Annotated in this window: 16 protein-coding genes; 10 read left to right on the forward strand and 6 right to left on the reverse strand. The window is 72.0% G+C overall.

Annotated elements, in window-relative coordinates:
• The first annotated feature begins 10 nt into the window (after positions 1–10).
• Complete coding sequence (locus ABT026_RS15950) at positions 11–478, forward strand: FAD synthase family protein (protein ID WP_351115013.1); 468 nt, start codon at positions 11–13, stop codon at positions 476–478.
• Here the strand turns inward: ABT026_RS15950 and ABT026_RS15955 are convergent.
• From ABT026_RS15955 to ABT026_RS15965, 3 genes are all read right to left on the reverse strand, one after another.
• On the reverse strand, positions 465–1,247 hold the full coding sequence (locus ABT026_RS15955) for a CDP-alcohol phosphatidyltransferase family protein (RefSeq protein WP_351115014.1): 783 nt from the start codon (positions 1,245–1,247) through the stop codon (positions 465–467). The genes ABT026_RS15950 and ABT026_RS15955 overlap by 14 nt on opposite strands.
• A gap of 13 nt (positions 1,248–1,260) precedes the next feature.
• The gene (locus tag ABT026_RS15960) at positions 1,261–2,367 is read right to left on the reverse strand and encodes an LCP family protein (protein ID WP_351115015.1); all 1,107 of its coding nucleotides are present in this window, start codon (positions 2,365–2,367) and stop codon (positions 1,261–1,263) included.
• Between the two features lie 233 nt (positions 2,368–2,600).
• Positions 2,601–3,338: a DUF5324 family protein gene (locus tag ABT026_RS15965; RefSeq protein WP_351115017.1), complete on the reverse strand. Its 738-nt coding sequence runs from the start codon at positions 3,336–3,338 to the stop codon at positions 2,601–2,603.
• 270 nt (positions 3,339–3,608) lie between these two features.
• On the opposite strand from ABT026_RS15965, the gene ABT026_RS15970 reads away from it, so the two are divergent.
• Positions 3,609–4,136, forward strand: coding sequence for a peptidylprolyl isomerase (locus tag ABT026_RS15970; RefSeq protein ID WP_351115019.1), 528 nt, complete (start codon positions 3,609–3,611; stop codon positions 4,134–4,136).
• 96 nt (positions 4,137–4,232) lie between these two features.
• Complete coding sequence (locus tag ABT026_RS15975) at positions 4,233–5,090, forward strand: rhomboid family intramembrane serine protease (protein WP_351115020.1); 858 nt, start codon at positions 4,233–4,235, stop codon at positions 5,088–5,090.
• 255 nt (positions 5,091–5,345) lie between these two features.
• Here the strand turns inward: ABT026_RS15975 and crgA are convergent, their stop codons facing one another.
• On the reverse strand, positions 5,346–5,603 hold the full coding sequence (crgA, locus tag ABT026_RS15980; RefSeq protein ID WP_351115021.1) for a cell division protein CrgA: 258 nt from the start codon (positions 5,601–5,603) through the stop codon (positions 5,346–5,348).
• Between the two features lie 163 nt (positions 5,604–5,766).
• Here crgA and ABT026_RS15985 point away from each other — a divergent pair, with 163 nt between their 5' ends.
• The 5 genes from ABT026_RS15985 to ABT026_RS16005 all read left to right on the forward strand — a co-directional run bounded on the left by ABT026_RS15985 (position 5,767) and on the right by ABT026_RS16005 (position 9,415).
• Positions 5,767–6,561 carry a DUF881 domain-containing protein gene (locus ABT026_RS15985; protein WP_351115022.1) on the forward strand — a complete coding sequence of 265 codons (795 nt, stop codon included), beginning with the start codon at positions 5,767–5,769 and terminating at the stop codon, positions 6,559–6,561.
• An 84-nt stretch (positions 6,562–6,645) separates the two neighbouring features.
• Positions 6,646–6,807 carry a hypothetical protein gene (locus ABT026_RS15990; protein ID WP_351115024.1) on the forward strand — a complete coding sequence of 54 codons (162 nt, stop codon included), beginning with the start codon at positions 6,646–6,648 and terminating at the stop codon, positions 6,805–6,807.
• The gene (locus ABT026_RS15995) at positions 6,804–7,442 is read left to right on the forward strand and encodes an aminodeoxychorismate/anthranilate synthase component II (RefSeq protein WP_351115025.1); all 639 of its coding nucleotides are present in this window, start codon (positions 6,804–6,806) and stop codon (positions 7,440–7,442) included. Before ABT026_RS15990 ends, ABT026_RS15995 begins: the two co-directional genes overlap by 4 nt.
• Positions 7,443–7,528: 86 nt before the next feature.
• Entirely contained in the window at positions 7,529–8,620 is a 1,092-nt protein-coding gene (locus ABT026_RS16000) for a class E sortase (protein ID WP_502967990.1), read from the forward strand.
• A gap of 36 nt (positions 8,621–8,656) precedes the next feature.
• A complete protein-coding gene (locus ABT026_RS16005) occupies positions 8,657–9,415 on the forward strand; it encodes a class E sortase (protein WP_502967991.1) in 759 nt (252 codons plus the stop codon).
• A 55-nt stretch (positions 9,416–9,470) separates the two neighbouring features.
• On the opposite strand, the gene ABT026_RS16010 is transcribed toward ABT026_RS16005, so the two are convergent.
• Positions 9,471–10,994, reverse strand: coding sequence for a hypothetical protein (locus ABT026_RS16010; RefSeq protein WP_351115055.1), 1,524 nt, complete (start codon positions 10,992–10,994; stop codon positions 9,471–9,473).
• 431 nt (positions 10,995–11,425) lie between these two features.
• Between ABT026_RS16010 and ABT026_RS16015 the strand changes: the two genes are divergently transcribed.
• Positions 11,426–11,965: a WcaF family extracellular polysaccharide biosynthesis acetyltransferase gene (locus ABT026_RS16015; protein ID WP_351115026.1), complete on the forward strand. Its 540-nt coding sequence runs from the start codon at positions 11,426–11,428 to the stop codon at positions 11,963–11,965.
• A gap of 17 nt (positions 11,966–11,982) precedes the next feature.
• A complete protein-coding gene (locus ABT026_RS16020; protein WP_351115056.1) occupies positions 11,983–13,119 on the forward strand; it encodes a glycosyltransferase in 1,137 nt (378 codons plus the stop codon).
• Here ABT026_RS16020 and ABT026_RS16025 read toward each other — a convergent pair.
• Positions 13,098–13,772 (reverse strand): hypothetical protein, encoded by a 675-nt coding sequence (locus ABT026_RS16025; RefSeq protein ID WP_351115027.1) that lies wholly within the window; start codon positions 13,770–13,772, stop codon positions 13,098–13,100. The genes ABT026_RS16020 and ABT026_RS16025 overlap by 22 nt on opposite strands.
• Positions 13,773–13,818 lie beyond the last annotated feature (46 nt).

The raw sequence follows: 13,818 nt of genomic DNA on the forward strand, positions 1-13,818 counted from the left end.
GAAACGCAAGGTGTCGAATCGCAGACCGTACCGCGTGGGGTACGCGCCTGGTGCCTACGACCTGTTCCACATAGGGCACTTGAACATCCTTCGGCATGCCCGGCAGCAGTGCGACTACCTGGTCGCCGGGGTGGTGTCGGACGAGATGGCCGAACGGGCCAAGGGGCGCCGTCCGGTCATCCCGCTCATCGAGCGGCTGGAGATCGTGCGGAACATCAAGTACGTGGACGCCGCCTTCGTGGAGACCGTCGCGGACAAGGTGGAGACCTGGAAGCAGGTCCGCTTCGACGTGCTCTTCAAGGGTGACGACTGGCGGGGGACCCCCAAGGGGGACAAGCTGGAGCAGGACTTCGCGGCCGTCGGGGTGGACGTCGTCTACTTCCCGTACACCGTCCACACGTCCAGCACCCAGCTGCGCCGGGCGCTGGACTCGCTGGCCCCGCCGCTCCCGGAAGCGGGGGAGCTCAGCCGCGGCTGAGCTCCCTGAACCACTTCACCAGGAACGTCGGCAGGTACAGCGCCGCGGCCGCGCCCAGCAGGGCGTAGCCCCACAGGAAGACCTGACCGGCCCCGAGCAGCAGGAAGACCAGGCAGAACACGCCGTGGTCGACCGGCAGCAGCGCCACCGCCCGTACCAGGGACGGCGGCGCGGCGGGGCCGGCCGGTCCGCCGGCCGCGGTCTTCCGCTTGAGCTGCTCGGTGAGCAGCCCGCCGAAGAAGGTCACGATCGCCGCGAACAGGAAGCCCAGCGGCAGCAGCAGCCACGCCTCCCGCCGCGTCCCGAACGCCTCGGGTCGCAGGAAGAAGGCCAGCAGCACCGCCGTGTGCAGCGCGGTCGTCTTGGCGCAGTCCACGACGTGGTCCAGCCATTCGCCCGCCGGACTGCCGCCGCCGCGCAGGCGGGCCAGCTGGCCGTCGGCCGAGTCGAAGGCGAAGCCGGTCGCCAGCGCGAGCCAGACCACCGGCCCGGTCCACCAGACCGGGTCGGCCAGCGCGGTCACGGCTATGCCGCCGAAGCTGAACAGCGCGCTGACCAGGGTGACCTGGTTGGGGGTGAGCCCGGCGCGGTAGGACCCGGCGGCCAGCACGCGGCCGACCGGGCGGTTGACGTACCGGGAGTAGAGCGAGACGCCCTTGGCGCTCTTCTGCGCCCCGGACAGCCGCCCCAGCGCCTCCCGGAAGGTGAGACGCCCGGACACGGGGCCGCCGGTGCCGACGGGGGACTCCTGGGCCTCTGCCGTGGTCATCCGCGGCCCCCGCTCAGTTGCCGCCGCCGGCCGGGGACTTCCGGGCCGACTCGGGGATCGGACGGTCGTTGCGCAGCGCCTCCCAGACCTTGTCGGCCAGGGGCTGCGCGGGCACCACACGGTTGGGGTCGGCGACGTCGTACTTCACCGGCAGCATCACGGTGTCCATGGCCGACGGGTCGATGCCCTGGAGCGACTGCCCGAAGTCGGCCAGCGAGGTCAGCGAGGCCAGGTCGGAGTCGGTGGTCAGCGCGCCGGTGAGCGAGTCGGCGATCTTGTAGGTCTTCACCGGGTCGCCCAGCAGGTCCTGCCGCTTCACCTCACCCATCAGCGCCACCAGGAACTGCTGCTGGAGGCCGATGCGCCCGAGGTCGCTGCCGTCCCGGTAGCCGTAGCGGGTGCGGACGAACTTCAGCGACTCGGTGCCGTCCAGACGGTGCTGTCCCGGCTCCAGGGTGAACCCGCCCTTGGTGTCGCGGATGGGCTCCTTGACGTCGACCGTCACTCCGCCCAGCTCGTCGACCAGCGACTTGAAGCCCGCGAAGTCGATCTCCATCAGGTGGTCGATGCGAACCCCGGACATGGTCTCGACGGTCTTCAGGGTGCAGGCGGAACCCACCTGCGAGTAGACCGAGTTGAACATCACACGCTTCGCCGGACCCACCTCGTCGCCGTTGGCGCGGGTGCAGGCGGGGCGGTCGACGAGGGTGTCACGCGGGATGGAGACGGCGACCGCCTCGGTACGGCCCTCCGCGACGTGCACCACCAGGGCGGTGTCGGAGCGGGCCCCGCCCACGTTCCCCTTGTCCAGCGCGGCGTTGGCGCCCGCGCGGGAGTCGGAACCCAGCACCAGGATGTTCAGCGCCTCACCGGCCGCCGGCTCCTTGGTGGGCCGGTCGTCGCCCAGCGCCTGGTCGAGATCGACGGACGTGATGTTGCCGTCCAGGTCGTCGTACAGCCACCAGGCCGTACCCCCCGCGACCAGCGCCAGGACGGCGCAGCCGATCATCACGTTGCGCAGGACCTTGCGGCGTGGCCGGCGCCGACGGTCGCGGCGGCCTTCCCCGGCGTTCGGACTGTCGTCGGACCGCACGGGTCCCTCGTTCACGGCGTGTGTCATCGCCGAGCCCCTCCCCTGTTCCCCTACCCCCTGGCCGAGCGCGTGGCAGCGAGGTGCGAATGGGGCGGCGCTCGGCGAAATGTTCCGGCCGGAGCCGTCTTCGAACTATAGAGGGAACTTCGTTCGAATAGGGAGCGACAACAGGCCCCGGCAGCCTCAGGGAAATGAGGCTGCCGGGGCCTGATGTGCGGGTGATGTTCCACGTGAAACATCACCCGGTGCGACGCCCGGGGTCAGCTGCGCTCCTCGTCGTCCGACGAGGCCGGCGTGTTCTTCTCACCGACCGTCGAAGGGCCGGTGTTCTCGTCGGTGCGGGCGTTCTCCGGGGTGGGAACGATCGGAGGCGCGCTGTCCTCCGGGGTCAGGCTGCTCGCGTCGTCGGGGACCTCGGTGGCCTCCGGCGGTTCGACCAGCCAGTCCGGGTTGGCCTGCTTGTCCCACCACTGCCAGGCGGCGTAGGCGGCGGCGCCCAGCAGGCTGAGCATCACCGTCTTCTTGGCGAATCCACCGACGGCGGACCGCCGGCGACGCTTCTTCACCAGGCGCTGGATGTCCTTGGGGGACACCTGCCCCTTCAGTGCCGCCAGGGCGGCCGCGCTGCGCGCGGCGGCCTCGTCCCGCACCGGGCCGGCATTGGCCTTGGCCTGCTCGATCACCGGACGCGAGTAGTCGACGGCCTGCTGGGCCGCCAGTCGGGTCTTCAACGCCGCCTCACGGGCGGCCGAGTCGACCTTGGCCGGCACGTAGGCGGACGCCTGGGCCAGGCGCGGAGCCACATGGGCGCCGTACTGGGCACGGGCCTGCCCTGCGGCCTGAGTCACCACGGGCGCGAGCCGTACGCGCGCCTCGTTCGCGTACTGCGCGGCCCTGACCCTGGCCGTGTCGGCGTAGGGCGCCAGCGCCTGACCGGCGTGCATCACGCTGTCCTTCGCCGAACCGGACCGGGCGCGCGCGCAATTCTTGCGGGTCACGGGTTCCTCCTCCTCGGTGGCGTACGGTTTCCATCGGCTTTCCACCCTTTGTCGGATCATGCCTCCGGAAGCGGTATCGGGCATGCCGCAGCGGGCATCCGGGTCACGATCCCGGTCCATGGACGGCCGAAAGAGATCGCTCCGAGAACGAGTCGGTCCGGGACGCGCAACCGAAACCACCCGATCCGCTCCGCACGACGGCCGGTGCCCGACTCCAGGTACGGGGCGTGCGAGGATCGAGGGGTCACAGAGGACAACGGAAGGCAGATCGTGGCCGAGCAGCTCTACGCCACCCTGAAGACCAACCACGGCGACATCGAGATCCGGCTCTTCCCGGACCACGCGCCCAAGACGGTCAAGAACTTCGTCGAGCTCGCCCAGGGCGAGCGCGAGTGGGTCAACCCCGCCACCGGCCAGAAGACGACCGACCGGCTCTACGACGGCACCGTCTTCCACCGGGTCATCAGCGGCTTCATGCTCCAGGGCGGTGACCCGCTCGGTAACGGCACCGGCGGTCCCGGCTACCAGTTCGAGGACGAGTTCCACCCGGACCTCTCCTTCAACAAGCCGTACCTGCTGGCCATGGCCAACGCCGGCCCGGGAACCAACGGCTCGCAGTTCTTCATCACGGTCGCCCCGACGACCTGGCTGAACCGCAAGCACACCATCTTCGGCGAGGTCACCAACGAGGCCGGCCAGAAGGTCGTGGACGCCATCGCGGCGACCCAGACCAACCCGCGCACCGACCGCCCCGTCAACGACGTGGTCATCGAGTCGGTCGTCGTCGAGTCCCGCTGACGCAGGGACCGCCGAGGGAACCTTTCGCCCCGCCCGCCCGTACCTAGGGCGAGCGGGGCGAGACTTTTCGGGTCCGAGTGAGGGGATCTGCAGGACGTGGCGGACGACCAGGGGAACCAGGGCAACCAGGAGCAGGCGCACACCCTGCCCACGTGCTATCGCCACCCGGACCGCGAGACGGGCATACGGTGCACCCGCTGCGACCGGCCCATCTGCGGCGACTGCATGATCAGCGCCTCCGTCGGCTTCCAGTGCCCCGAGTGCGTGCGCGGCGGATCCGCCACCGCGTCCTCCCGGCCCCGGACGCTGACCGGCGCGCCGGTGGTCTCCGACACCCGGCTGGTCACCAAGATCCTCATCGGCGTCAACCTCGCCGTCTTCCTCGCCCTCCAGGTCCAGCCCGGCCTGTCGGACGACGTGGTGCTGTGGCCGGTGGGCGTCGCCTTCCTCGGCGAGTGGTACCGCATGGTCACCTCGATGTTCAGCCACATCGAGGTGTGGCACATCGCGGTGAACACGCTCGCCCTGTGGATGGTCGGCGGACCGCTGGAGGAGGCGCTGGGGCGCCTGCGCTACCTGGCGCTCTATCTGGTCTCCGGGCTGGCGGGCAGCGCGCTCGGTTACCTCCTGATGAACCCGAACAGCGGAGCCCTGGGCGCCTCGGGCGCGGTCTTCGGGGTCTTCGGCGCCGCCCTGATCCTTCAGCGACGACTCCGGCGCGACCTGCGGCCCATGCTGTTGCTGCTGGCGCTGAACCTGGCTCTGCCCCTGCTCCCCGGCACGAGCATCGGCTGGCAGGCCCACCTGGGCGGGCTGGTCGCCGGCGGCGTGATCGGCTACGCGATGCTGCACGCCCGCGGCCCCCGGCGGACGCTGATCCAGTACGGCTCCTGCGTCCTGGTCCTGGCCGTGGTCGTCGCCGTCACTCTGTTGAGAACTGCCCAGCTCACCTGAGTCATCGCCCAGAGTCACAGCTCTGTCCACAGGTTCGTGACAGATCCGGGCCCACCTGGGGAAACGCCGAACCCCCTGCAACTGACAGCGATTTCCGCAGGTCAGCTACAGGGGGAACAGGTATTCGAGCAGTGAGGGATCGGTCACATCCGGACCGCTTCCCGACGGTTATCCACAGATCTTCTTTTCTTTTCCACCTGTGGATAACTGCTGTGGATAACTAGCGGCCGCAGCCGCTCCGGGAGGGCCGGACCGTTACTTCCACTGGGTGGAGACGGCGAATCCGGCGGCGATGAAGCCGAAGCCCACCACGATGTTCCAGTTGCCGAACGCCTCGAGAGGCAGCGAGCCCTCCGTCACGTAGAAGACGACGATCCAGGCCAGACCGACCAGGAACAGCGCCAGCATCACCGGAGCCACCCAGGCACGGTTGGTCAGCTTGATCGCCGCCGGCTGCGTCTTCGCCGCGGGCGGCGTGTAGTCGGCCTTCTTGCGGATACGTGACTTCGGCACGAGGGACTCTCCTGTCGATGCGCTGCGTGGCCGCGCTGGAACGGGGCACGCTCCGGGGCAGCTGCAAAGGGATGTTCAGATGTACGGCAAAGGGACGACTGAGCACTCCCCCGGGCGTCCGTTAGCGTAGTGCTTCCGCGGCGCCGAAGGAGACAAGGGTACGTTGAGCAATTCTGCCGACTCCCCCGGGACGGGCACCAGCCCCGGCCGCTCCCGGTTCCGGCCCGTGAGGGTCCTCACGCTGGCCGTGTTCGCCTTGGCCGGTCTGCTCTTCGCGACCAGCTTCCACACGGCCAAGGGCACCAACATCCGCACCGACGACTCCCTGCTGCGCCTGTCGGACCTGATCCACGAGCGCAGCCGGGAGAACGCCGGGCTGGAGAGGTCCAACGCCGCCCTCCGCGAGGACGTGGAGGAGCTGGCCGCCCGTGAGCAGGGCTCCAGCGAGGCGGAGGACGCCGAGCTCAAGAAGCTCGAGCGGGCGGCGGGCACCGACCCGGTCAAGGGCGAGGCGGTCACCGTCACGCTCAACGACGCCCCGCCGGACGCCACCGCGAAGCTGCCCGGCTACCCCGAGCCGGAGCCCGACTACCTGGTCATCCACCAGCAGGACCTGCAGGCCGTGGTGAACGCGCTCTGGAAGGGCGGCGCCGAGGGCATCCAGGTCATGGACCAGCGGCTGATCTCCACCAGCGCGGTGCGCTGCGTGGGCAACACCCTGATCCTCCAGGGCCGGGTCTACTCCCCTCCCTACAAGGTCACCGCCGTCGGCGACCCGGAGCGGCTGCAGAAGTCCCTCGCCGAGTCCCCGGCCATCCAGAACTACATGGTCTACGTGAACGTCTACGGCCTGGGCTGGAAGGTCGAGGAGGACGGCGTGCGCACCCTGCCCGGCTACACCGGCACGGTGGACCTCCAGTACGCCAGGCCCGCCGGAAACGCCTCCGAAAGGCCCTAGTCTGGTTGCTGTACGCCTCCGTGGTGCACGGCGGCGTGCGGCGGCATCGCGACCGAAGGTGACGAAGGGGAGGGGTAGGTACCCGTGTACGGCTGGATCTGGCGGCATCTGCCGGGCAACACCTGGGTGAAGGCCCTGCTCTCGCTGATTCTCGCGCTGGCCGCGGTCTACGTGCTGTTCCAGTACGTGTTCCCGTGGGCCGAGCCGCTTCTTCCCTTCGGCGATGCGACGGTGGACGAACAGTGAGCGCGCGGATCCTCGTTGTCGACAACTACGACAGCTTCGTCTTCAACCTCGTCCAGTACCTCTACCAGCTCGGCGCCGAGTGCGAGGTGCTGCGCAACGACGAGGTGACCCTCGGCCACGCCGAGCGGGGCTTCGACGGCGTGCTGCTGTCCCCCGGCCCCGGCTCGCCCGAGGAGGCCGGCGTCTGCGTCGACATGGTGCGGCACTGCGCGACGGCCGGTGTGCCGGTCTTCGGCGTCTGCCTCGGCATGCAGTCGATGCAGGTGGCCTACGGCGGCGTGGTGAACCGCGCGCCGCAGCTGCTGCACGGGAAGACCTCCCCGGTCGAGCACGAGGGCCGGGGCGTCTTCGCCGGGCTGCCCTCCCCGTTCACCGCCACCCGCTACCACTCGCTGGCCGCCGACCCGGTGACGGTGCCCGCGGAGCTCGAGGTGACCGCGCGGACCGCCGACGGCATCGTCATGGGGCTGCGCCACCGGGAACTCGCGGTCGAGGGCGTGCAGTTCCACCCGGAGTCGGTGCTGACCGAGCACGGCCACCGGATGCTGGCCAACTGGCTGGCCGAGTGCGGCGACCCGGACGCGGTGGCGCGGTCCGCCGGTCTGGCCCCGGTCGTCGGAGGGTCCACGGCGTGACCGGGTGGCGCCCCGAGGACGACGAGACGGTGGCGCTGCGTATACCCCCGGCGCCCCCGGGGGGTCCCGCCGACCCGCTCGGGCCCGTGGACCCCTTCCTGTACCCGGCCGCGGAGAACCCTTTCGGCACGGCCGATGCCCATGCCGGGGGCGGGGCCGTGGACCCGTCGAGCACCATGCGGCTCACCGTCGTGCCTCCGCCCGCCCCGGCGTCCTCCGACGACCCCGCGGCGGACGACCCCGCGGGCACGCGGGGCACGGGGGACACGGACGAGGATCCGTCCGCCTCCTCCGCCTCCCCGTCCGACCCGGTGCCCGCCGAGGGCGGCCGGGCCGCGCGCAGGAGGGCCGCCGCGGCGGCCGCCAAGGGCCGTCACGGCCGCCGGGCCGCCCCGCGCGGCGCGGAGGCGGGTGACGCCGCCGAGGACGGCGGGGCGCGCTCCGGCGAGGGCGGCGGGGCTCTGTCGCGGGTGGAGCGCCGCCGCGCCGAGCGGGCCCGCCGCCCCGGTCCGGGCGTGCTGATCAGCCGCGCCGTGGGGGAGCTGTTCATCACGACCGGCGTGCTGATGATCCTGTTCGTCGCCTACCAGCTGTGGTGGACCAACGTCCTCGCCGCCGCCGACGTGGACCGGGAGACCGTCCAGCTCCAGGACGGCTGGGACAAGGGCGCCCGGGACCCCGGCACCTTCGAGGCCGGCCAGGGTTTCGCCCTCCTGCACATCCCCACCCTGGACGTGGTGGTGCCCATCGCGGAAGGCATCGACAAGGAACGGGTGCTGGACCGCGGCATGGTCGGGCACTACGACAAGAAGAGCGTCCCCACCGCGATGCCCGGCGACAGGACCGGCAACTTCGGGCTGGCCGGTCACCGCAACACCCACGGCGAGCCGTTCCGCTACATCAACCGCCTGAAGCCGGGTGACCCGATCGTGGTGGAGACCAGCAAGGCGTACTACGTGTACCGGATGACCTCGATCCTTCCGTCCACGTCACCGGGCAACGTCTCCGTCCTGGAGCCCGTGCCGCCCGGGTCGGGTTTCACCGGACCGGGTCGCTACATCACACTGACCACCTGCACCCCGGAGTTCACCAGCACCTACCGGATGATCGTCTGGGGCAAGATGGACGAGGAACGCCCGCGCGCCAAGGGAAAGCCCGACGTGCTGGTGGACCCGTGACAGGGTGAGTACGGCACACGACGGGGGACGGCCACAGTGGCAGTGGTAGAGCACGACCGGCGCGGCGAGGACACCGGCGCGCACCGGCCGGACGGCCGTCGCCGCCCCGCCCGGGGGCCGGTGGCCTCCCTGGTCAGCTTCCTGGGCGAACTCCTGATGACCGCCGGCGTGGTCCTCGGCCTCTTCGTCGTCTACTCCCTGTGGTGGACCAACCTGCTCGCCGACCGCGCCGCGGACCGCGAGAGCGACCGGGTCCGCCACCTGTGGGAACAGGAGATCCAGGGCGCCGGCGTCCCCGGCAAGCTGGACACCAAGGACGGCATCGGCTTCCTCCACGTCCCGGCCATGGACGACGACCAGATCCTGGTGAAGAAGGGCACCGACCCCAAGGTGCTCGACGACGGCGCGGCCGGCTACTACACCGACCCGGTCAAGGCGGCCCTGCCGACCGGCGGGAAGAACGGCAACTTCTCCCTGGCCGCGCACCGCGACGGCCACGGGGCCAAGTTCCACAACATCCACAAGATCCACGAGGGCGACCCGGTCGTCTTCGAGTCCAAGGACAAGTGGTACGTCTACAAGGTCTTCGAGATCCTGCCCAGCACCTCGAAGTACGACGTCGGCGTGCTGGAGAAGGTGCCGGAGAAGTCCGGGCGGAAGAAGCCCGGGAAGTACATCACACTGACCACCTGCACGCCGATGTACACCTCCGAGCACCGCTACGTCGTCTGGGGCGAGCTGGTCCGGGTGGAGCCGGTCGACGACCGGCGCACCCCGCCCGTGGAGCTCCGCTAGCTTCCCGGCACCTCCCGGTCCGCGCGCTAGCTCTCGACACCGCCCGGTCCGCGCGCTAGCTTCCCGGCACCGCCCGGTCCGCGCGGCGGGTGGTGATGAACAGCAGGCACATCGCCGCGATCGCGACCCTTCCGGTCGCCTGGAGCAGCGGCCCGCGCAGCAGGATGAACGAGTAGCCGGCGATCAGCGGGGCGGTGATCAGCAGCAGCCGCCCCGGATGGCTCCGCCGGCCGGCCGACGCCCGCGCCACCCTCCGGTCGAACCAAGCGGCCGCGTACCCGAGCAGGCCCATCCCCGCCGTCATCCCCACCGCGCCGAAGTCGATGTACAGCTCCGCCCACACGGGGGAGGAGAGGTTGGTGTTCCGGGTGCCCATCCACTGGCCCACCATCACGCCGGTGTCCACCGGCTTGCCCTCCCACACCGACCGCGGCACCGCGAACAGCACGCAGCCCGCCAGCTGGTTGCCGTAGGTGTGGCCGGTGGACTCCACGTAGGTGATCGTGTTGGCGAACATCCCGATCTGGTCGTAGTCCTTCAGCGCCAGCGGCTCCAGGAACGACGTGGTCTCGATGGGCCGGGTGTTGTTGTCGTCGTAGCGGAAGGCGTCCGCGAAGGGGAACAGCAGCAGCGCCACCACCACGCCCAGCGTCAGCGACATCCGGTACAGCGCCGCGCTCACCGGGAAGGCCGTGAACAGCAGCGCGAACATCACCGTGAGGAACCAGTAACGCGGGTTGGATATCGGGTTGTTGACGACGACGTTCAGGCAGAACAGGGCCCCGAAGACGGCCACCGTCGACCAGCTGCGCCGCGCGTGCCGGGAGGTCGCCAGGCGCCGGACGTAGACCAGCAGGGCGATCAGCGGCAGCACCGTGCCGAAGCCTCGTACGAAGGCCTGGCCCGCCTCGGAGCCGTTGCCGGACAGACCCGCGTCCTCCAGGCCGGCGGTGATCTCCTGCCGGCTGGAGAAGAAGACCGCCGGGCCGCCCAGCCGCATCACCAGCAGCGCCGCCGCGGCGAAGGCCGCCAGGGTGAGCAGGTGGACGCGGCGCCGGTGCACCAGGCGCGGCCGGTCGCCGCCCTTGCGGCCCTGCCGCCGGTCCCCCGCCGAACCGCCCGCCTCGCCCGCCCCGGACGTCCGGCCCGCCTCACCCGGCCCGCCCGCCTCCGCGGTCGCCGCCCGGCCGAAGTCCCGTTCCTCCTCGGCCTCCCTGCGCCGCCACGGCGGCCGGAAACGCGCCAGCAGCGCCCCCAGGTCGAAGGCGCAGCAGCCGAAGAGCACCAGCGCGATCGCCAGCACCAGGTCCTCGCGCGGGCCCACCACGGGCGTCGGCACCCGGCCCAGCACCGCCTGGGCCAGCGGGGCCACACCCATCGCCATGTAGCAGAACATCCAGAAGGTGGCCTGCAGCAGCTTGCGGCGGCGGGCCAGGATCATGGCGGACAGCCGCGCCCCGCAGTACGCGGTGAGACCGGCCTGGAGCCAGTAGGCGGTGTCCCGCGCCCCACCCCCCGGCTGGTTCATCACCACCAGCGGCAGCAGCAGTGGAAGGCCCAGCACCAGGGGCACCGACATCGCCGTGGTCAGCAGCGTGCTCGGCGCGAAGGGACGGAACCGGATGCCCGGACGCCGCACGGCGGACCCCTGGCCGGCGCTCCCGCGCCCCGCGGCGCCCTCCTTGGGGCCGCCCGCGCCGCGCGGGCCTGAGGCGCCCCGCGGGCCTCCCACGCTCCCCGGCCCGCCCGCCGGGGCCCCCGGCGGTCCGCCGGCCGTTCGCTCGGTGGTCATCGCATTCCCCCACACCCCTCCGGCCCCCCGGCCGGGTCCTGGGCAGTCTACGAGCGATCATCGGACACGCGTCCGCCCTGTGGACGATGCGACGAGGGTTGTCCACAGGCCCTGCCGGGACCTCCGGCGACCCACTAGCCTGTGATCACCGCGCTGGGGAGCGCGGACGACCGGCGGGGCGGCGCCCCCCGGTGACGTGCGGGGGGAAGGGGGCCGGCATGCGTGATCTCTCGTCGTTCACCCTGGCCGGATACGACAAGGGGCGGGGCAAGCTGGTCCAGGCCCTGTGGTTCGCGGTGATGAACCTGGTCTTCATGGCCTGGTGGTGCCCGCCGCGGCTGCGGGTCGCGCTGCTGCGCGCCTTCGGCGCGACCGTGGGCGAGCAGGTGCTGATCCGCCACCGGGTGCGGGTGCTGTGGCCGTGGAAGCTGACCGTCGGCGACCACACCTGGATAGGCGAGGGCGCCTGGCTGCTCAACCTGGAGCCGGTCACCCTCGGCCGCCACGTGTGCGTCTCCCAGGAGGCCCTGCTCTGCACCGGCTCGCACGACCACCGGGCCGCCGACTTCCGCTACCGCAACGCCCCGATCACCGTCGGGGACGGCGCCTGGATAGCCGCCCGGGCCACCGTGCTCGCCGGCGCCACGGTCGGCCGGCACGCCGTGGTCGGCGCGGGCGCGGTGCTCCACCAGGACCTGCCCGAGCTGACCCTGCACACCGCCGACGGCGCCCGCCGCCCGGTGAAGGAGCCCGCGTGAGCGCCCCCGAGGGGCCGCTGCGGGTCCTGCACGTGGTCACCCTGCACTCGCCCACCGGCGCCTTCGGCGGGCCCGTCAGGGTCGCGCTCAACCTCGCCCACGGCTTGGCGGCCCGCGGTCACCGTCCCGAACTCCTCGCCCTGGCCGAGGGGTTCGACGGCGGCCCGCCGCGCGAGGTGGAGGGTGTGCCCGCCCGCCTGTACCCGGCCCGCCGTCTGCTGCCGCTCGGCTTCAGCGGTATCACCTCGCCCGCCCTGCTGGCCCGCGCCGGACGCCTGGTGCGCGAGGTGGACGTGGTCCACGTCCACCTCGCCCGCGACCTGGTCACCCTCCCGGTGGCCCTGGCCGCGCTGCGCGCCGGCGTCCCGCTGGTGCTCCAGACGCACGGCATGGTCGACCCCAGCGGCAAGGCGCTCGCCAAGGTCCTGGACGCCCTGGCCGTCCGCCGGGTGCTGCGCGGGGCGGCCGCGGTGCTCCACCTCACCGGCCACGAGCGGCGCGACCTGGACGCGGTGCTCGGCGCCCCGCTGAGCACCGCCGTGCACCTGGTGAACGGCGTGCCCGCCCAGGAGCCGCGCCCGCGGCCCGCCGGGCCGCCGCGGATCCTGTACGCCGCCCGCCTTCAGGCCCGCAAGCGCCCCGTGGACTTCGTCGACGCCGCGCCCGCGATCCTGGACCGCCACCCGGACGCCGAGTTCGTGGTCGCCGGTCCCGACGAGGGCGAGCTCGCGGCCGTGCGGCGGCGGATCGAGGAACTGCGGCTGGCCGACCGGGTGTTCTGCGTCGGCGCGCTGACTTCCGCCCGGGTGCTGGAGGAACTGCGCCGGGCCCACGTCTACGTGCTGCCCTCGGTGGACGAGCCGTTCCCCATGTCGGTCCTGGAGTCCCTCTCGGTCGGCACGCCCGCCGTGGTGACGCGTTCCAACGGCCTGGCGCCGGCGATCGGCGAGGCGGGCGCCGGCCGGGTGGTCGAGGGCCCGGAGGCGCTGGCCGGGGCGGTGCTGGAGCTGCTGGAGCCCGGGAACGCCGAGAAGGCCTCGGCAGCGGCCCACAGGCTGGCCGGCGAGGCCTTCTCGATCGACGCGGTGGTCGGGAGGCTGCTGGAGGTGTACGGCGGGGCGGTCGGGACCGGTCAGGCCCGCACCCAGGCGTAGCACCCGGAGGAGACCAGCCGGGCGGCCCCGGACGGCACGGTCATGGTGTACGAGCCGTCCTTGCCGCCCCCGGTGCCCGGTCCGGAGGCCAGCACCTTCCCGCCGGATCCGGTGACCGTCCAGGTGCAGGCCGGTCCCGCGGAGACGGTCCGGTACTTCCCCGCCGCGGGCTTCTTGTGCTGCCCGTCCGGGTAGCCGCCCTTGGCGGCCTCGATCAGCGGCTCGTGCTCCGGGCAGAGGTGGGTGACGGCCGGCTCGGCGTCCGGGATCTCCCCGGCCACCAACGCGCCGATCACCGCGTCCTTGTCGTGCCGGGCGGTGCGGTCGATCCGCTGGCAGGCCTCCTTGCCGAGGTCCAGGACGGCGGCCGGCTCCATCTGCTCGGGCACCCGGCCGCTGAGGTACTCCTTCTCCTTCTTCGTGAACTTCCCGGAGCCCTTCGGCGCCTCGATCCTCGAGTCCGGAAGCACCGGCCCCGGGGACGAGGACGCCCCCGCCTCCGGCGTCCGGTCGCCGGAGGGCGCGGAGTGCCCCGCCGCCGTCCGGTCGCCGCCGTCGGCCCGGTCGTCGGAGGAGGACGAGCAGCCGGAGAGCGCGGGCAGCAGGCCCAGGGCGATCAGGGCGGCGGCCGCCGCCAGCGAGTGGTTGCGCATGGAACTCCTGCTCTCTGCTCCGCACACACGCGTGCGGGACGTGCTC

Origin of the sequence: Streptomyces sp. NPDC002734 (assembly GCF_040295685.1) — a bacterium.
Lineage (GTDB): Bacteria > Actinomycetota > Actinomycetes > Streptomycetales > Streptomycetaceae > Streptomyces.